The sequence below is a fragment of the Zobellia barbeyronii genome (genome assembly GCF_018603515.1).
GTDB lineage: Bacteria > Bacteroidota > Bacteroidia > Flavobacteriales > Flavobacteriaceae > Zobellia > Zobellia barbeyronii.
In genome coordinates this window covers 136,825-155,748 of the sequence record NZ_JACATN010000003.1, presented here as the reverse complement: position 1 = coordinate 155,748, position 18,924 = coordinate 136,825, and the positions used below count along the sequence as shown (strand labels likewise).

Below are 18,924 nucleotides of genomic sequence, written 5' to 3'. Positions count from 1 at the left end.
GGTTATGAGCTAATTGATTTTTTTTGTTAGTTTTTTTTAGTCCGTATGAAGTTTTCATACGGACTTTTTTTATGTCGGTTTTATCAATGGATTGATAAAAGGATAAGTGTTAGTACTTATTGCCTGATTACTTTTTGACGGTGGACAGTAGTTCCATCGCTATTAGTAATAGTTAAAATATACATTCCTGAAGAAAGGCTAGGAGTTTCTATTTTTGATTTTTCGTTGAAATTTATGTTTTCGGAAAAAGATAATTCTCCGTTTAAACTATAAAGCTGCACAGTACATTCCCCCGTGATGTCAGTAGCTAGATTCATTTCTTGTTGAAAAGGTATCGGAAACAGCACAGCGTTATCGTCACCATCCTCGGAATATGTTTTAACCCCAAAAAGAAGCTCCGCTTTAGCGAAGGCTTGCTTTCCTATTTCATCACCCATTAATCGTCCAGGAATGTCGTCTATAGGAGGGTGAATTCCACCCCAAATTCTGGAAAGGCTAGTTTGGTCAGAAGCATCTCTATAGGTTGCCCATTGCAAGGTTAAGTCTTTGGAAGGGCCGTTTTCAAACACCAAAAATTCATTTGCCTTAATGTCAAAAGTTCCCATCCCTCCAGGAAAAAAAGCATCTCCGGTCAGTAGTGTCATAACTTCTGCGGCAGCCCTAGAAAAGGTGGAATGGCCAGAAATATAACCAGCAAAAGGAGGAGTTACAAAAGTTCCCCGTTGGTAGGGCCACCAATGCGTTCCTAATATCCACCCGACACCGGCAACATCATTTTCTGGGTCGTTTATAAAATCTGGACCTCGCCATGCCTTAATCTTGATTTCTCCAACAAATTCTCCCGCAGGTCCCGCCAATGGATCATTTTCATCAATAATATCAATTAAATTAGGGATTAGAGGAATACCGTGTGGGTCAAAACTGGGTAATTCAGAGTTGCTACTTTGCCCTTTGCCTGCCATATACCTAATGGCCGAAATAGGTCTGACATAATCATAATAACCCTTAATACCCCAAGTAGAAATAGCCGCGTCATGCATGGCTCCACCAAGGGCTAAATAAGATTTTACGTCCCATTCTAAATTGGTCATGGTAAAACCTTCTCCCTTAATTTTTTTCTCAAGTAAAGGATGGTCGCTCACATAATTTAAGATGGTAAACCAATGGCCGGGAGGAGTTTCAGAATCGGGTCCATCTGCCCAGAATTCCGCAAGGACTCTTGTATAGTCCGAACGTTTTACAAGTTGAGGTTCGTAAGGCTGGTTAGTATACGGATTAAGTTTGTGACCTTTTCCCGTATCTCCACCTTCAATAAGATCATAGAAAGTTTTGTACGCTTCAAATGAAGTAGGGTAGGTGTCAATATTAACATTACCTAATGCGGCCGGTGATATATCTATTTCCGTAGGGTCTTCTGGGTCTAAATGTGCAGACCATGCGGCTACTAAAGTAAAATTCCATTTATACGGATCGCTAAGCCCATCTGCCATAGAATTTTCTATTAGAGGAGGTGCTTGCGTGTCAAAATACAAATGCGAATCAAAACCGTTATTCTTAATTTGTAAGTTGGCTTCATCTAAAGCAAAAGGAATAACAGCGCCCCATTCAGGGCCTAGAAAATCGGGAATGGCCACAGGCACTGAATTTCCAGATTGGTCTATAAAAAGGTCAAATGATAGCGGCTGCCAATGGTTTGGATCTATATCCGTAATATCTTGGTATTCTGATAGGACCAAGGGAGGGTTGCTAGGTCCGTAAAGTTGGTTGCCATATTCTAAATTTTCATTGGAACCATCTTGGTTACCAAAAGCAATCATTTCATTGCCTAAATAGTTTCCTAAAGCGGCATAAGAACCAGTGCTGTAATCTGTAGATATAAACAAGGGATCGTATCCAAAGGACAGAAATAAGTCTTGTACATTATTTAGGGTTTCAGTCGCCCCGGGAGAGGTAGAAAAACGGTGTATTAATAGCCTATATAGGGCATAGCTCATGATTTCATGGCGAGCAGTATCTAAATTTTCTGGCTGTAGAATTCCATTAAAATTACAATCATAATTGCCATAAGTCTGTCCAAGAAAGACGGTTTGTGCGCTATCATCAAATAGTGCCCAAGCGTCATACATTACTACGGAACTGTGGTGCAGATTACGAGCATGTACCGTTGGTCTGGCATAATCAGAACGTATGGCGTCTAGTAATACTTCATTCCACTGTCTGGCAACGGATTGTTGCGCATTAGCCGTACATACGGCAAAGAAAAGAAGTAATAGTAGAAGTTTTTTCATGGGGTACTCTCTGCGTAAAATGCTACTCGGTAATTTAATCTAAACGGCGTACTCAATAGTATCTGCAACATCAAAATAGTCTACATTTTCTTTGGTAACTATATTTATGGCCGAATTGTATTTAGGTTTCGGTGTTTTGTTTAAAAGGAGGTATTCTGTGAGTATTTTTAGTCCCATATACCCTTGTTCAAAAGGGTTTTGGTCTATGGCGAAATCTATAGATCCTTTTCTAATGTATTCAAGATTATCTATATGGGTATCATAGCCAATGGTCCTAATAGTATTCAGACCTCTACTTTCAAGAAAACTGGCAATCATAAAAATAGCACTTGAGGGCACGAAAATACCAGAAATATGTTCATCGTTTTCTAATTCTCTGGAAAGTGCTTTTTCAATCATTTCCGTATCAAAATCATCGATGATTATTTTTTTGATTTGCTTATCACTGCTATGGTCAGAAAAGTAATCTAGAAAGCCTTTTATTCTAGTCTCTATCGCCAAATGTCTACCCACATTTTTTTGAGAGGTTAATATAGCCACAGATTCTTCAGGCTTCGTAACTAAATTCATCATTTTGCCACACAGGTAACCACTTTGTAGCGCATTTTGACCAATGTACGTCAGCTTATCAGGAGTGTCTAAATCAATATTTATAAATACACAGGGTATCTCTTTTTCTTTTAATTTCTCTACGAACGCTAATGAGGTATTGTAAAAGAAAGGGGCAAATACAATTCCATTTGGTTTCAAATCTAGAATTTTATCTAGCGCCTGTTCGTATGATTTTAAATCGTATTGATCAAAGAAAAACTTATGAGTTTCTACACCATATTTTTGTATTTCTTTTGCGGCGGATTTCATTCCTAAATGTGGTCCATGCCAAAAATGATTTTTAGATATGACGGATGGTATTAAAGTAGCAATTCTATACTTTTTTTTGAAGGCTAATGTACTTGCGAGAATGTTCCTTTCAAAATCGTACTTATCAAGTAATTTCTGAACTTTTTCCCTGGTCTTAGGAGATACTCCAGGACGTTTATGAATTACCCGGTCTACCGTGCCTGTAGAAACCTTGGCTTCTTCGGCAATATCTTTAATCGTTTTCAATAAAGTAGTTTATAGTGTAGTAATCGACTTAAAAATAACTAGTCTTAATTTGTTGTAGTCGAATTATTTGTAAGTCAAATATAGGTAAAATTCTAATCCTATAAAAGTACAGGGCCCTATCATGTGTTCGCACACGGTTTTATACTGTTCTGGTAATCAATCATGCTACAATAGAGGAGGTAGTGTTTTGTTAAATCTCATATTCAATTAATAAGATTTTGATTCACTTTATTCAGTTTTTGAATTTCATTTGATATGCGATCTAGGCGCTTCTGTATTTTTGATTTCTCGGTGGTTTCTGAAATTGGAATACTGTTTAATTTCAATTTCGTTTTAACGAGCATAATATTGAATTCACGAACAGCTTCAAATTTCCTTGAGGGGTATTTAGGGAAGTTGCTTTCAAAAGTCTTTCGCAACTCTGTTATCTGTTTATTTAATTGTTTGAAATACGTTTTTACTATGCTTTTTTCAGATTTTAATGATTTGGAAGTTGTTGAGATATTCATCGTTTTTTATTTTTCAATAAAATTATATAGCCTATGAAAATAGGGGGCTCGCTATTAGTTGAAATTTTACCTCAAACAAACCACTAAAAGCCTTGTAAATGCATTTGGGCTAAACTATGAAGGAATGAAATTAATACTATACTGCGTGGAGCATTATTTTTATAATGGTGTAAATACCATTAATAGTCACCGCTTAATCTTATGTAGTATGCTAATAAATTTTTTACACGATGGACTGGAGGTAATTTCACATCCGGCCCATGGGCTATTGGCAGGTAAAATAGCTAATAATATAAAAGATAAACTCTTTGTAGGTCATTGGTTAGAAACTATGACTGCTATAATTGAACATGATGACGAACAGATATCGCATAAAGCTAAAAAGTGTATTTCCAAAACGGGAATGCCAATGGATTTTGCTGTAAATACTATTCCAATAGCCAAATCATTTGAGCATGCTAAAGCGGTTTTTGAAAAGGTGAATAATAAGTCTAGTTGGTCTGCTTTAATTCTATCCCATCATCTTCAATTCTTGTATGAGGACACAGCTAAGAATCATGCTGAATTTAGTAGGTTCTTAAAGGATTTAAAACGTTTTAGGGCAGAGGTTTGCGAGCGGTACAAAGTAGAACCGGATAGAGTTTCCGAACTTTATAAAATTATGATTTTTGCTGATAGGTTATCTCTTATTTTATGTCAAAACCAAGTACCGCAGTTGGGTAGAGAACTGGAGATAAATACATCTATAGATAACAAAAAGTATTTTATATCCGAGTCCGATAACGGGAATCTAACTGTAAAACCTTGGCCCTTTAAAGACCAATCTTTTGATTTGACTCTAGAGTCCCGGCTGCTATCAGAAATTAAATTTAAAGACGAAAATGAGTTTGATGCATTTTTGGCTAAAGCACCTATTAAAATAAAATCTTGGACGTTTTCTCGTGAATAGCTGGTTAAATGAAATCTTTAAAAAAAATAATCCCGACAAATTCTTTTGTCAGGATTATTTTTAAATAGTAAGACTGTGTTTTTTATTCGGCGTCTGGAGGTAATACGTTTTCATCCTTTATATTCTCTTCCGGAATTTTATCTAAAAATTCATACAGTTCTGTGTTAGCACTAGGACCGTACCCTGTAAGTAGAGTTCCTTTACCACCATCAGCCGTTTCAATAACATATAGCATGGACATGTCAGAAGGATTACTCATTCCTTCGTACCTATGCTCTTTAATTATAGTTATTTCCTTGGGAGTATAATTTGTATCTGTTTTTGTACTCCGTAATTGGTTATTGACAAACCTATAAGAATCTGTATACCCCAGGTTTTCATAACTGTTTATATAATTAGTTTCGTGTTTTGCATATTCATTTTCCATAATAATTATTTTAATTTTCAATTAGGCAGGAATTTTTTCTGCCTTTTCTCTTCTGTCCCAATTTCTATGTTTTGCAATGGCTCCAATAAAATCGTCTGGTGTGCCATTAATAAAGAGAGCGGCATCATTCTCAAAATCTTCTATTTCGCTTTTATCCAAGACCTGTTTGCCTTCATTTGTAACCGCAATAGCTTTACAATGCTTATAAGTTTCGTTAATGAATTTTATAAATTTAGATACTAGTGCATCTACAGATTTTTTACCCCCTGGTATGAATAGAGCATCAAATAGTACACTCTCTGTAGTCATGATAGCAGCATCTACTTTATGTTCCATGCCTTCATCACAAGTTACGGATCCACCATGTGGGGCTATAAGTTTAATAACAGCACCTTTTTGTTTTAAAGCATCTGCCATTGTCTTAAAGTCTTTCATATGAAAACCATCTGCAACTAAAACGGCAATCTGTCTTGTTTCTATGAGATCAAAATTTGTGTTCGCTTGGCTCAGTTTTGGAGACTTATCTAAATATATTTTTTTCTTACTAGGCTGTTGTTCCTCCACATTTGCATCTGCACCAATAGCTTGGTTAACGGGTTCTTGTATCGTGGATGGTACCTTCATGCCTAAATTTGCTGCTACCTTGTCCGCTAAGTCAGTATCTATTTGCCCAATTAAGTAGAGCATACGCTCTTTAATATGTTTAAACTCACATTTGCCTAATTCAAATGAATAGGCGCTCATTACGTGTTCTTTTTCCCAGTTAGAAAGACTTCTGTAGAACAATGCCGGCTGAGAATAATGGTCATTAAAACTTGCACTTCTGGTTCTTATTTTCTTAGCATCAATACGTTCCTGATACGATTCAAAACCACCTTCTGCAACGGTTGACAAATAGGGGCAACCTGCGCTAATAGAATTGGGGAAATAAGCAGTTCTTCCTTTAGGGATTTCAGTTTGCATATGACCGTCCCTTTGGTTGTTGCGAGCTTCACCAACAGGTTTATTAATTGGTATTTGATGAAAATTATGAGAGCCTAATCTAGAAAGTTGAGTGTCTCTGTAAGAAAATAATCTACCCTGTAATAAAGGATCGTTAGTAAAATCAATTCCTGGGACAATACTTCCCGGCATAAAAGCCACTTGTTCCGTTTCGGCAAAAAAGTTTTCTGGATTTTGATTAAGAACCATTTTACCCACAATTTTAACGGGCACCATTTCTTCAGGTATAAGTTTAGTGGGGTCTAAAAGGTCAAAATCATATTTATGCTCGTCTTCTTCGGGTACGATTTGTAAACCTAATTCCCATTCAGGATAGTTTCCGGCTTCAATGGCGTTCCATAAATCTCTTCTATGAAAATCTGAGTCTGCACCGCTAATTTTTACGGCCTCGTCCCAAGTAACGGAGTGTACACCCAATTTAGGTTTCCAATGAAATTTTACAAAATGTGCCTTTCCTTCTTTATTTATAAGTCGAAAAGTATGAATACCAAAGCCTTCCATCATACGAAGGCTGCGAGGAATAGCTCTGTCGCTCATTACCCAAATGTGATTGTGTAACGTTTCTGGTGTAAGAGAAACAAAGTCGTAAAACGTATCATGGGCAGATGCAGCTTGGGGTATTTCCTGATGTGGTTCAGGTTTAACAGAGTGAATTAAATCTGGAAATTTCATGGCATCTTGAATAAAGAAAATGGGCATGTTGTTTCCTACCAAATCCCATGTGCCTTCATCAGTATAAAATTTTACAGCAAAGCCCCTTACGTCTCGGGCCAGATCTGTAGAACCTTTAGAGCCCGCTACGGTAGAGAACCTAGCAAAAACTGGAGTTTTTCGGGATGTATCCGTAAATATGCCTGCTTTTGAATACTCCTCAATGCTTTCATATAACTCAAAATAGCCATGGGCTCCACTTCCTCGTGCATGAACTATGCGCTCTGGAATACGCTCATGGTCAAAATTGTGTATTTTTTCTCGTAGAAGAAAATCTTCTAGCAAAGTGGCTCCGCGGGGGCCTGCTTTTAAAGAGTTATTTGTATCGTTAACTTTCAAGCCTTGACGCGTAGTCATAGGCTTATCAGTATAGTCTACGGTATGATTTTCTAGTTGTTTGTCTTTAGCAGTAACTACTTTTTTAGAAGTTTTTTTCGATTCCATATGTGATGTTTTTAAAATAGCTGTCTTTAGGTTTGCAATAATTAGTTAATGAATGAGGAGGGCACTTGAAGCACTTTAATTTTCTGTTAAACTCTGGATGTAAACTAAACCAAGAAGGCTAGATTCTATCTGACGAACTTGTTCCGTAAGCAAAAATCTTAAGGCGTCAGGAATATCTAGTAGTAGCATACAATTACAGATTTCAAGAGCTTTCCTATCTAGGATACTCATATTAATAGGTAAAGGGCTGTGTGTATGAAGGTAGTCTTCTCCGTATAACTGTTTGTGCAGATTATAGAGGTCTGTTAAAGTTCCTTTGCCATTGTTCCTCGTGACGGTACGATAGATGTCTAAAACAAAATCCGATCTTTCTATAGCGCGCTGCTCCATAAAAGTTTTTTTTAGTGGAGAGCTAGCTCGTAGTGCATCATAGGTATATTGTAATTCACTTATTACATAGACTTTTAAAAGTTGATGAAGACATTCCATACAATTGGTTTTGAGTTCTATTAGCATAAATGTATTGACGTGGGATTTATAAATTTGGCTGTAAAAAAATGAATATTAATTCAATTAATTATTCAGCTTGTAACTGCTCAGTTATGATATCGTGAAAATTACTTATCTGGGAAAAGGATTGATTTTTGGATTTAGACATTAGAAGCATGGAGATTTTGCTTTTGTGTCAAGGTTATTATCGATGTAATCGATCACAATAACGTTCTACTAGTAATTTAGTATAAACTTTAAAACTCAATAGAATGAAAACACAAGCATATTTAGCCTTTGATGGGAATTGTCAAGAAGCACTCAACTTTTACGCAGATTCATTAGGCGCAGAGATTAAGAACAGACAAACGTATGCAGATAAGAAAATAGATGTACCGGCATCTTATCGTGATCGGTTGCAACATGCAGAACTAAAAGGTAAGGGTGTACATTTTATGGCCTATGATGCAGCGCCAGACACACCATTAACGGAGGGGACAAAAATTCATTTAAGTATAGACCTGAACGATAAGAACGAAGCTAAGGAGCTATATGAGAAACTATCCTCATCACCATGAATTAAGGGAGCGGGAATGGAATGCTCTTTTTGGTCGTTTTACAGATCGGTACGGCATTAACTGGATGATAAATTGCGACCTTAACTAAGAAGTAACATCAGTTTAAATTTTTAACCTGCCATTTTAGAATGGCCATTAGTAATTATAATATTATGGAAAAGTGGTTCGTATTTTCTTGGGATGCATTATTTGCTATCTGTCTAACAGCATTAGGTATTTATATTACCGTAATAGTCATGACGCGCATTTGTGGTAAACGTAGTTTTTCAAAAATGTCCAGTTTTGATTTTGCTATGACAGTAGCCGTAGGTTCCATTTTAGCGACTACAATTTTATCTAAATCCGTAAGTCTTACGGACGGTATTATTGGCATTGTGGCGGTCTATCTTTTACAGATGGGAGCCGCTTTGGCCAGAAGAAATGATACCATTAAAGATTTGATGGATAATAAACCATTATTACTAATGGATGGTGAAACCATTTTGGAAGAAAATTTGAAGAAGGGTAGGGTAGCAAAATCAGATTTAAGGGCCAAATTACGTGAGGCCAATGTTACTGAGTTATCTGAGGTAAAAGCGGTTATTTTTGAAACTACCGGAGATATTTCAGTTCTACATAAACAGCATGACCGCCCAGTAGAAGATTTCATGTTGGAAGATGTTATGCGTTCATAATCCTTATAATTTAAATAATCTGTTAAAAAAAAAGCACCCTGAAGTAAATTTCAGGGTGCTTTTCTTTACTTGTAATCGAGTTCACTTTTCAATTAAAAAAGTTCAAGCACATTACTACTTCATTTTATTTTTGATATCAGATTGCAATAATAAATAGAATTCGGAAAGGGCAATGGTCCTTACTTCATAAGTGCCGGATTCCATATTGAAATTTATTCAAACCAATACACCAACCATTCCGTTTTATTGCCATTAGGATTTTAGTTAGTCCTCTTGAAAATAAGTAGTATTTGAGTACCCTAAATTGAACAGGTTAGTACCTGTAATAAGGAAGGTAATGTCTAATTAAATAAACGCACCATGAACGATTTTAATTATAAGTACACCATTATTTCTAAGAATACCCAAGAAACGCTTTTCGCAAATATTTCTGATTTAAACAGCGCAGGAAGTTTAACTAACGAAGATTTTTTTGAATATATAGCTACGGAAGCACAAATGAGAAGATTGGGCGAATGTACGCTTCAGAATGAAGATTATATCTGTATGGTAAAACTGAACCGCATTAAAAGTGTTGCTTAGAGAAGCAAGTGGTATAGCGTTCAAATGAAATTTTTTCGAATCAATCGAAAGGAAAGTTTAGTATTAATTTTAATGTATGTCAAACGGTAGGCATTTAAGTTACCGCAAAATAAAAATGATATGAATAGCGATATAAAAGAAATTGAAGACAGTATAAATGATATTATACAAAAGAACGAAGACGCCATAAAAGGGTATGAGAAGGCAACGGAGAACGCTACGGAGATTGGTCTTAAAAGTTACTTTCAAACCAAATCTATTGAGAGAAGAAATTTTCTAGTGGCATTGAAAGCAGCGGCTCCGGCACTAAAAACAAGAGATGATGTAGATGGTAGTGTTACTGGGGCAATGCACAGAGCATGGATGGATGTTAAAACCTTCTTTGCCGGCGATAATGATGAAGCTATGTTAGAAGAAGCTATACGAGGAGACAACGCCGCTATAGAAGAATATAACGAGGTATTGGCAGATACGCATTTACCTTTAGAAGCGGCTTCAGTAATCCGTAAGCAACGAGATTGGCTAATGGATGATTTAAAGACCATTAAAACGTTGGAAGACGTTAGATAGTAAAATTATAGTGTAATGAAAAAGCCCCTTTTAAGGGGCTTTTTTTATGCTTAAAACTACAAATTAAAGATTCTTTCTGTTCCGCTTTAAGATGCCAAATTCGTTACTCTTTATTACATACCCTACGCGTATCATACTTCTGTATTGTTCGTAATCAATAAGGTTCTCCGCATGCCCGGCAAACCATTCAATCATAAAATACTGGTTAGAAGGATACTTAAAAGGACTGTAATGTAACCTACTCCGTATCATGCCTTTAGCATCATTACTTAGTCCTTTCCTAACCTTAACTTCAAATATAAGTTTGTCTGGGATAATATCATGCGACAGTGTTATTTCCCCCAAACCTACATAGTCAATAAGGTCTGGATTACCAGATTTGTAACCAAAAGGAATCCAACCTCTAACATGAAGCATAGTCTTTAAACCTAAAAGTCTAGAGTACTGAGCGCTTAACCGGTTCCAACTCCTAGAATAGATACTATCGCGGCCATTGGATTCATGCTCAAACACTAATGAGCCCCACCCATTAATTCTATCTTCAGAATCGTAGAAGGCTTTTTCAACACCTATAGTTGGGTTAAAATTAATTTCATCAAAAGGGTACGAATCTTTATAGATGTCCCAAAAAGATTTTTGGCTGTAAGTCAGGAAAGCATAAGTGTCCCAAGGTAAAGTGTTACGGCTTATAATCTGCTTAAAACTAATTTGGTATTTGGCGTCGGCAGTAGAGCTGTTTATACTTTTATTTGTAGGAACTCCAGTAACGAAATAATTATCGTTGTGAATGGAAAACCTGGAGATTACTTGCATGGTATCACGAACTTCTTCTCGGGTAAGCGCTTGTGCATTTAGGTCTAAAATAGATAATTGAAGCCCCAATAAAATCCATATAGAGATTTTAATTTTCATATAACGGTTCTTTTTAGTTGGATAAAAGGAAGGGTCAAAAATAACCTTTCATAATGGCTATTTTTAATGTGATAAGATAAAATTTTGGTTCAATGAAGAGAAACTGAAAGTAGTTGTATTTTAGGTAGTTAAAGCCCTACAAGTTAGGTTATAATGACGCAATTAATTCCTCTAAATTATCGCTTCGTTGTAATCCCATTTTTTTACGGAGACGGTGCCGTGTGGTGTGCACAGATTTTGTAGAGATACCCAATAGCCTTGCCATGTCTTTACTGCTGAGATTAAGTTTAATTAAAGCACATATTTTTTGGTCTGTTTGGCTTAGATTAGGATAGGTGTTATTAAGCTTTTCATAGAAATTCTTATTTACATCCGTGAACCGAAGTTTAAATTCCTCCCAATTATTGGCGCTACCAACAGAAATAGATTTCAAAACCCTATTTATTTCAGACACTTTAACGGTGCCATCTTCGCCTCGTAACTCGGTTTTTAACCTTTTCAGGAACTCATCTTTTTCAACCAATTGAAGCGTTGAGGCAGCTAATTCCTTGTTTTTGGTCTCAAGAAGTTCGTTTGCCTGTTCCATTTCGAGCGCTTTGGTTTTTTGCATCAAGAGTTTTTCAGCCCTGTGTTTTGAGCGAATGTGTTTAACATAAACAAAACCGATTATGACTACGAATACGAGGCTAGTACCCAGGATAATACGCTGTAGCAGCAAGATTTTATCTTGTTGCTCTAACTTTTCCATACGTTGCTGGCGTATTACTTCTTGCTGACGTTCCTTCTCTAGCCGGTATTCGTTTTTAATTTCCATGAGAGGAATATTATTTTGGCTTCTTCCGTCAAAGAATTTTGCATTCAAGGTTTTTGCCTTGTCCAAGCTTTGGTAAGCTTCTTTATAATTTCCTAAGCGTTTATAGTTTTCAGAGAGCTTTTCGTAAATAAAAGGAGTAAAATCTATATGACTCTGGTATTTATCTGAAATTCTAAGAGCTTTTTTATAATATTCAATGGTTTTGTCAATATCACCAAGTCTCTTGTAGATAACCGCCCAATATGCGTATACAAGGACTAAATAGGACGGTGTATTGTTTTGAAACCATGGTTCTATTTCTGCAAGTGTTTGCATGGCTTCCTCATATTTTTGCTCCTCCCTTAAAACATAGGATTCTTCAAATTTCAAAAAGGGTAAATCAATTTTGTCGGGTACATCGCCATAATATATATAACAACTATCCAAGTATTTCTTTGCCATTTCCGGCTCATCCAACCCTCTATAGGTGTAACTAAAAGTATAGTAACTATGAGCCAATGAGGCTTTGGGCATTGTACCCTTTTCTACCTGATCTTTCATGATGTCTAGTGACATCTGTAAATATTTAAGAGCTTCTTCCTTTCTTTTATTATAGCTGTACATAGCCCCTAATCTTCTATAAATATGAGATTTAATCACTTTTTTATCAGAAGAGTCAACTAATGTTAAGGCAGACCATATTGTCTCATATGCTTGGGCATAATTGGCTTGGTGGCTATAAGCGTCCATTAACTTCATTAGTGTCCATACAGATTTTAAGGTGTCACCCTTAATTAAGTTTGAAGCAACGACCGATTTTAAGGAGTCTATATTATGTAAATTAGGTTTAATTGTGAGTGTATCCGCGTACGCAATAGAGGCGTTCAATGGAATAGAAGAGTCTTGACCGTAAATGGTAAAACCAGAAAGTAGGAATAAAACAATAAGACCGTAAGTGGGGATAAGTCTTTTTGGAAACAACATTCAGTTCTATGATTTATTAGTTCTGCCTTAATATTTGATTAATCGAAAGCTATGGCTTTTAATTGAAAAATGAACTATACCATACCAAAAGGAACTCGTAAAGAGTATGATACCAAGTGTAACTAATTTCTTTCATTTTTCAAAATTGAGTAAGGAATTATTCGTTTGACTCTCTTTTACGGTTAAACAAGACTGTACATAAACTGAACATGACCATATAAGCAGTCTTGTTCTGCAAAAAGCGTTGTACAAATTTGTAATTTTCACTAGCGACATATTTACATGTTGGCATATTTAATGTTGATGAAAATTTTGAAAAAATGAGAACAATCTATTTAGTATTGGTATTGCTGTTGACCTTTAATTTGGTTTCTGCACAAGAAAAGAGCTATGAGGCTGATTGGCAGTCTTTAAGAAGTCATGAAACTCCAGAATGGTTTCAGGATGCAAAATTTGGTATTTATTGTCATTGGGGACCATATTCCGTTCCGGCCTATGAAAATGAATGGTATTCACATTGGATGTATACATCTCCTGATAACCCAGAGCACAAAAAAGGAAAACGTTTTTACGAGCATCATGTTAAAACTTATGGGCCGTTAAATGAGTTTGGTTATAAAGATTTTATACCCATGTTTAAAGCTGAAAAATTTGATGCTGCAGAATGGGCCGATCTCTTTGAAAAAGCAGGTGCTAAATTTGCAGGTCCGGTGTCCGAACATGCAGATGGCTTTGCAATGTGGGACAGTAAACTTACCCGTTGGAACTCTAAAAATATGGGGCCTAAACGGGATATCATGGGAGAACTGTCAAAAGAGATTAGAAAACGAGACATGAAATTCATAGCTACCTACCACCGTCAATGGCTCTTTGGTTGGTACCCAACTTGGGACGAATCTACAGATGCGGCTGACCCGAAGTATGCAGATTTATATGGGCCAAAATTGAAAAAAGGAGATTTTCAGTATCCATTCAGCACCAAAGAAATTGATGAAGGTTCCGAACGGTACTATCCCGTTGGTGATAAAAAATTCAATGAAGAGTGGTTAGACAGACTAAAAGAAATTGTTGATAATTATAGTCCTGATCTTGTATGGTTTGACAATAAGGTTGATGTTATTGATGAGGCTTACCGAAAAGAATTTCTATCCTATTATTATAATCATGGGGTAAAAAATAATCAAGAAGTAGTGGCTACGTATAAGTTTTATGATTTTGCAAAAGGTACCGCGGTATTGGACGTAGAGCGTGCTAGAATGAGCGAGATGAAAGATTTCCCGTGGTTAACAGATGATTCTATTGATTGGAAAGCATGGAGTGATATTAGTGACCCCGATTATAAAAGTACAAACCGTATTATAGATTTTTTGGTGGATGTAGTAAGTAAAAATGGTTGTCTGTTATTGAACATTACACCTAAAGCAGATGGTGAGATACCAGCTCCCGTACAAGAACGCCTTTTAGAAATAGGTGAGTGGCTGCGTCAAAACGGAGAAGCTATTTATGATGCTAGACCTTGGGAAGTATATGGTGAAGGCTCTGCAAAAGTAACTGAGGGTCATTTAAGTGAGCGTAAGAACCCTGATAATACATCAGATGATATCCGATTCACAGTTAAGGGTGATGCTTTATATGCCATACAATTAGATTGGCCTGAATCTAGCGAGACCGTAATTAGAACATTAGGTACGGAACGTGGTTTACTAAAAAAGGAAATTAAATCTATTGAGTTGCTTGGGACTTCCAAAAAATTAGAGTTTGCCAAAAAATCTGATGGTCTGCATATAAGTTTACCAAAGAACCCAGTGGGTAAACATGCGTTTGTTTTTAAGATTAATTTGTAAAACAAAGGGATATTAATTTACGGAAGGGGTGTAAATAAGTCCCCTTAGACTTGTTTGATATGTATTTGATGGAAAGTGCTAAGCCGGCTAGGTAATGAGTTCTGATATTCTATCTAAACCATATCTTCTATTACAAAACCATTTGTTGTACTCCATAAATTACCTCTTAATCTTATTTTGGGAAGCTATCTTATTCATACAATGAGATAGCTTTTTTAATTAGCGAAATTTCTCTCTTTTCAAATACTATAAGGCCTAAGAGCGTGTTTTTCATACTTGTTTTTGCGTCTTATCACTGTTTTTTAAGTAATAAACTACTCAAATTTTAACACTTTATAATTAGTGTCTTTTGTAGTGTTCTGTTTTTTCTTTTCGATTTGTAAAATCAATATGTATAAGGGCTTAAAGAGGTTAACTTGACATAAAATTTGATTCTGTCAAGTTTTTGTCAAGCGCTTTTTTTAGGGTAAAATTAACAATATCTCTATTTTGGACATCAATTAGCGAGTATGTGTAAATTTTTTAACTCTTAATTGATAATTCAATAATCAACCTTTACTCACTTTAAACCAACTCTATTTATGAAAAGAAAAAATCACTTCTCTCCCAACAATGCACCTCCTGTTTTTTCAAAGGTGTTTCTCAACATGTATTCCTAAACTAAATCAACGGGCATAATGTTGATTTCAATTAGCACAAGTAATCAATTTTCTCAAACTCAAAACTGAATATAAAATAGAAGTCTAGACATACAAATTAAGCCGTACGAATTCTAGAACGACCTCTTAAAAATGTCAAACTATAACAAAGTATGGGGAATCGTTTGTCTCGATTTTAATATTTAAGAAAATCTAACATTACTTGAATTTGAATTCAACTTTTAAAATAAGGTTAGACCTACTTTTTTTAATTGTGTCTTTTTTAAAATTTAACAAGAAACTATATGAATTTCAAACACATTTTTCATTTTAAATCCCACACTTTCCAAATGGGATTGTTCTTGGTCTTTTGTCTAAGTACAATGGCCGCACAATCTCAAAGCGTTAGTGGAACGGTATATGCCGATGATGCGCCCTTACCGGGAGTAAGCGTTGTGGTAAAAGGTACCAACAACGGAGCAGTTACAGATTTTGACGGTTTATACACAATTAATGCGGAATCTAATGCCGTTTTGGTATTCACCTATATTGGTTTTAAATCTAAAGAAGTGGCTGTTGGTGGTAAGCAGACCATAGATGTAACACTCCAAGAAGATGTTTCTGCACTAGACGAAGTTGTAGTAATAGGATATGGTGCTCAAAAGAAGAAAGAGCTAACAGGAGCTGTCGCTCAGGTAAAGTCAGAAGAATTATTAAAAACATCAACATCAGACATTGGAGCTGCTTTACAAGGGCAGATTGCTGGGGTAAATGTTACAGCAAGTTCAGGAGCTCCTGGTTCTGAAGCGAACGTAATGATTCGTGGACTTACGTCTATTAATGGAGCCAATAGGCCATTGTATGTAGTAGATGGTATCCCTTTTGATGGAGATCCAAAATTGAGTATCAATGAAATTGAAACTATTGATGTATTAAAAGATGGGGCTTCTGCCGCTATCTACGGTACTAGAGGTGCTGCGGGTGTAATCTTAGTTACAACAAAGAAGGGAAAGGAAGGCCAGATGAAAATAGCCGTAGATAGTTATTATGGTCTACAAACTATTACTTCTGCAACTCCATTACTTAATGTAGAGGATAAGTTGTATGTCCAATTTTTGCAAGGTTCAGCATTGAATAGTAGTAGTTATGGTAACACATGGACTACAATAGAACGCAGTCCTCATTTCCTTACAAATAATACGGATTTAGTACAGCTTGTTCAAAATGATATGGCACCAATTCAAAACCATAGCCTTTCACTCTCAGGAGGTAAAGATGGTCTTACTTACAACGTAACGGGTAACTATTTTGACCAAGAGGGTGTAATTATTAAATCTGGATATGATCGTTTTAATGTTAGAGCTAACACCCAGTTCGTTAAAGGAAAATGGAACATTACAACAGGTTTGTCTTTTAGGGTAGAGAACAGGGAACATGCGCCATGGGGTTTACTTGGTGATGCTATAAAGTATACTGCGTACAGTCCAAACATAGACCCTGGCTCTAGTGTTTTAGATAATGCAGGACCTGATGGTAATGGGGCTACCAACCTATCTTATTTGGGATACAGATTTTTACAAGAGGATAATCAAGAGAACAATTATTTTGATGGTAACTTGAGTTTAACTTATAGCTTTACAGATAATCTAAAGTTTACTTCAAGAATTGCAACAAGCTACGATAATGGAACAAGAATCACGATAAATCCAAAATTTACAGCATATAGAGATGACGGAACGGAGGTAACTTCACAACGCTCAAAGGTTAGAAATATGAGCTCACTAGCAAAGAAATTTACTTGGGAGAATATATTGAACTATCAAAAAAGCTTTGGGGATCATAATATAAATTTCACGGGAGTATATTCTTCAGAAAAGTATAATTATTCTGAGTTTTTTGCAGAGAAAAGTGATTTAGCTTCTAACGACGTAGTAGTTCTTAACGGGGCAACATCGGATCCAAATGTAGGATCAGGAAACAATCAATGGACTCAAGATCGTGAAAGTACCTTAATAGGTATGTTGGCAAGACTTCAGTATAATTATAAGGGCAAGTACCTTTTGAGTGCTGCCGTAAGAAGAGATGGGTCTTCTCGTTTTAAAGAAGAACCATGGGGTGTATTCCCTTCTGTTTCAGCTGGTTGGAATGTTTCTGATGAAAAGTTCTGGAATCCTTTAAAGAATACCGTGTCTTCGCTCAAATTAAGAGGTAGTAGAGGTACCACTGGTAACCAGGGTATTGCTGATTATTCTTATACGCCTACAATTACACTGGATAATGATTATGTTCTTGGCGCTGCAACCAATCAAAATTTAATTTTAGGAGCTACTCAAACCGGATTTGCTAACCCTAAAGTGCGTTGGGAAACATCGGTATCGTTAAACGCAGGTTTTGATATGGGCCTTTTCGATAATAAACTGACACTTTCAGGAGATATTTACGAAACCAAGAAACAAGATATGTTGTTCCCTGTTTTGTTACCTCCAACCGCGGGAGGTGGGAATAATGCTGAAGTAGTTTTGAATGTTGGAGATATGACCAACAAGGGTGTTGAATTTGCCATGAATTATCAGCACGCAGGTAAAGTATCATGGAACGCTGGACTTACTTACACCAGAAATGATAATATCATTACCAAAATGAGTGGTAGTAACAAAATCATATATTTTGATGACAGTAGTATTTCTGGGCATGATAATGATCAAGATTTGGTTACTGCTTTGGCAGAAGGTTATGAAGGTGGAGCTTTCTTTTTAGTGGAAACTGCCGGTACTATTAAAACCGAAGAAGAATTGGCTGCATACCAAGCGATTGTTCCCGATGCTAAAATTGGAGACTTAAAGTATGTAGATTTTGATAAAGACGGAACTATAGGCATTGGTGACCGTCAGTATATGGGGAGTGGTACTCCAGAATTTGAAATGGGTTTTAACTTTTCAGCCAATTACAAAGCATTGGATTTCTCAATGCAATGGTATGGATCTTTTGGTGCCGAAATCATAAACGGAAATAAAGCCTTGGCTTATAAAGTAGGGAATCACCAAGATTTAGTGTACCAATGGACACCACAAAATAACACATCGGATATTCCTGTAAATAGAAATGCAACCCATAATAACTATAGAGGTCAAACGGACTATTGGTTGGATGACGGCACTTTTGTGAGATTACGTAATATTTCTTTGGGATACACAATTCCTAGAGATTATACCGAAAAGCTAGGTATAACAAAATTCAGAATATACGTTGCGGCACAGAACCCGTTAACGATTACCAAATATGATGGATATGATCCAGAAGTTGGTAATAACGGTTTAAGTACACGAGGAATCGATAAGGGAACTTATCCGGTAAGCTCCCAAATACGAACCGGACTTCAAATTGAATTTTAATGAAATTTGAGATGAAGATGAGCAATTCCGA

General features: G+C 36.2%; 15 protein-coding genes. 7 read left to right on the top strand and 8 right to left on the bottom strand.

The annotated features are described in order from the left end of the window. Positions 1-116 precede the first annotated feature (116 nt). The 3 genes from HW347_RS09235 to HW347_RS09225 all read right to left on the bottom strand — a co-directional run bounded on the left by HW347_RS09235 (position 117) and on the right by HW347_RS09225 (position 3,904). Positions 117-2,288, bottom strand: coding sequence for a T9SS type A sorting domain-containing protein (locus HW347_RS09235; RefSeq protein WP_214611615.1), 2,172 nt, complete (start codon positions 2,286-2,288; stop codon positions 117-119). 39 nt (positions 2,289-2,327) lie between these two features. Then, positions 2,328-3,395 carry a substrate-binding domain-containing protein gene (locus tag HW347_RS09230; RefSeq protein WP_214611614.1) on the bottom strand — a complete coding sequence of 356 codons (1,068 nt, stop codon included), beginning with the start codon at positions 3,393-3,395 and terminating at the stop codon, positions 2,328-2,330. Positions 3,396-3,598: 203 nt separating this feature from the next. Beyond that, complete coding sequence (locus tag HW347_RS09225; protein ID WP_155597040.1) at positions 3,599-3,904, bottom strand: hypothetical protein; 306 nt, start codon at positions 3,902-3,904, stop codon at positions 3,599-3,601. Between the two features lie 124 nt (positions 3,905-4,028). Between HW347_RS09225 and HW347_RS09220 the strand changes: the two genes are divergently transcribed. Continuing rightward, positions 4,029-4,853, top strand: a complete 825-nt coding sequence (locus tag HW347_RS09220; protein ID WP_214611613.1) for a DUF3891 family protein — start codon at positions 4,029-4,031, stop codon at positions 4,851-4,853. Between the two features lie 82 nt (positions 4,854-4,935). Here HW347_RS09220 and HW347_RS09215 read toward each other — a convergent pair whose 3' ends face one another. The 3 genes from HW347_RS09215 to HW347_RS09205 all read right to left on the bottom strand — a co-directional run bounded on the left by HW347_RS09215 (position 4,936) and on the right by HW347_RS09205 (position 7,926). Then, complete coding sequence (locus HW347_RS09215) at positions 4,936-5,280, bottom strand: hypothetical protein (protein ID WP_214611612.1); 345 nt, start codon at positions 5,278-5,280, stop codon at positions 4,936-4,938. A gap of 21 nt (positions 5,281-5,301) precedes the next feature. Next, the gene (locus HW347_RS09210) at positions 5,302-7,437 is read right to left on the bottom strand and encodes a catalase (RefSeq protein ID WP_214611611.1); all 2,136 of its coding nucleotides are present in this window, start codon (positions 7,435-7,437) and stop codon (positions 5,302-5,304) included. 75 nt (positions 7,438-7,512) lie between these two features. Further along, positions 7,513-7,926 (bottom strand): hypothetical protein, encoded by a 414-nt coding sequence (locus HW347_RS09205; RefSeq protein ID WP_214611610.1) that lies wholly within the window; start codon positions 7,924-7,926, stop codon positions 7,513-7,515. A 272-nt stretch (positions 7,927-8,198) separates the two neighbouring features. Here HW347_RS09205 and HW347_RS09200 point away from each other — a divergent pair, with 272 nt between their 5' ends. The 4 genes from HW347_RS09200 (at position 8,199) to HW347_RS09185 (ending at position 10,330) form a co-directional block, all read left to right on the top strand. Next, positions 8,199-8,504: a VOC family protein gene (locus HW347_RS09200; RefSeq protein ID WP_317195315.1), complete on the top strand. Its 306-nt coding sequence runs from the start codon at positions 8,199-8,201 to the stop codon at positions 8,502-8,504. A 152-nt stretch (positions 8,505-8,656) separates the two neighbouring features. Further along, a complete protein-coding gene (locus HW347_RS09195; RefSeq protein ID WP_214611609.1) occupies positions 8,657-9,178 on the top strand; it encodes a DUF421 domain-containing protein in 522 nt (173 codons plus the stop codon). A 360-nt stretch (positions 9,179-9,538) separates the two neighbouring features. Next, complete coding sequence (locus HW347_RS09190) at positions 9,539-9,760, top strand: hypothetical protein (RefSeq protein WP_214611608.1); 222 nt, start codon at positions 9,539-9,541, stop codon at positions 9,758-9,760. A gap of 120 nt (positions 9,761-9,880) precedes the next feature. After that, positions 9,881-10,330, top strand: coding sequence for a ferritin-like domain-containing protein (locus tag HW347_RS09185; protein WP_214611607.1), 450 nt, complete (start codon positions 9,881-9,883; stop codon positions 10,328-10,330). A gap of 63 nt (positions 10,331-10,393) precedes the next feature. On the opposite strand, the gene HW347_RS09180 is transcribed toward HW347_RS09185, so the two are convergent. Continuing rightward, complete coding sequence (locus HW347_RS09180) at positions 10,394-11,242, bottom strand: phospholipase A (protein WP_214611606.1); 849 nt, start codon at positions 11,240-11,242, stop codon at positions 10,394-10,396. Between the two features lie 148 nt (positions 11,243-11,390). Then, on the bottom strand, positions 11,391-13,019 hold the full coding sequence (locus tag HW347_RS09175) for a tetratricopeptide repeat protein (RefSeq protein WP_214611605.1): 1,629 nt from the start codon (positions 13,017-13,019) through the stop codon (positions 11,391-11,393). A gap of 320 nt (positions 13,020-13,339) precedes the next feature. On the opposite strand from HW347_RS09175, the gene HW347_RS09170 reads away from it, so the two are divergent. Together HW347_RS09170 and HW347_RS09165 are read left to right on the top strand one after the other, a co-directional pair. Beyond that, complete coding sequence (locus HW347_RS09170) at positions 13,340-14,863, top strand: alpha-L-fucosidase (protein ID WP_214611604.1); 1,524 nt, start codon at positions 13,340-13,342, stop codon at positions 14,861-14,863. A gap of 943 nt (positions 14,864-15,806) precedes the next feature. Beyond that, entirely contained in the window at positions 15,807-18,893 is a 3,087-nt protein-coding gene (locus tag HW347_RS09165) for a SusC/RagA family TonB-linked outer membrane protein (protein ID WP_214611603.1), read from the top strand. Positions 18,894-18,924 lie beyond the last annotated feature (31 nt).

Coding starts and splice junctions, on each gene's coding strand:
- HW347_RS09235 (WP_214611615.1), bottom strand. CDS start 2,288: ATGAAAAAACTTCTACTATTACTTCTTTTCTTTGCCGTATGTACGGCT.
- HW347_RS09225 (WP_155597040.1), bottom strand. CDS start 3,904: ATGAATATCTCAACAACTTCCAAATCATTAAAATCTGAAAAAAGCATA.
- HW347_RS09220 (WP_214611613.1), top strand. CDS start 4,029: ATGAAATTAATACTATACTGCGTGGAGCATTATTTTTATAATGGTGTA.
- HW347_RS09215 (WP_214611612.1), bottom strand. CDS start 5,280: ATGGAAAATGAATATGCAAAACACGAAACTAATTATATAAACAGTTAT.
- HW347_RS09210 (WP_214611611.1), bottom strand. CDS start 7,437: ATGGAATCGAAAAAAACTTCTAAAAAAGTAGTTACTGCTAAAGACAAA.
- HW347_RS09205 (WP_214611610.1), bottom strand. CDS start 7,926: ATGGAATGTCTTCATCAACTTTTAAAAGTCTATGTAATAAGTGAATTA.
- HW347_RS09200 (WP_317195315.1), top strand. CDS start 8,199: ATGAAAACACAAGCATATTTAGCCTTTGATGGGAATTGTCAAGAAGCA.
- HW347_RS09195 (WP_214611609.1), top strand. CDS start 8,657: ATGGAAAAGTGGTTCGTATTTTCTTGGGATGCATTATTTGCTATCTGT.
- HW347_RS09190 (WP_214611608.1), top strand. CDS start 9,539: ATGAACGATTTTAATTATAAGTACACCATTATTTCTAAGAATACCCAA.
- HW347_RS09185 (WP_214611607.1), top strand. CDS start 9,881: ATGAATAGCGATATAAAAGAAATTGAAGACAGTATAAATGATATTATA.
- HW347_RS09180 (WP_214611606.1), bottom strand. CDS start 11,242: ATGAAAATTAAAATCTCTATATGGATTTTATTGGGGCTTCAATTATCT.
- HW347_RS09175 (WP_214611605.1), bottom strand. CDS start 13,019: ATGTTGTTTCCAAAAAGACTTATCCCCACTTACGGTCTTATTGTTTTA.
- HW347_RS09170 (WP_214611604.1), top strand. CDS start 13,340: ATGAGAACAATCTATTTAGTATTGGTATTGCTGTTGACCTTTAATTTG.
- HW347_RS09165 (WP_214611603.1), top strand. CDS start 15,807: ATGAATTTCAAACACATTTTTCATTTTAAATCCCACACTTTCCAAATG.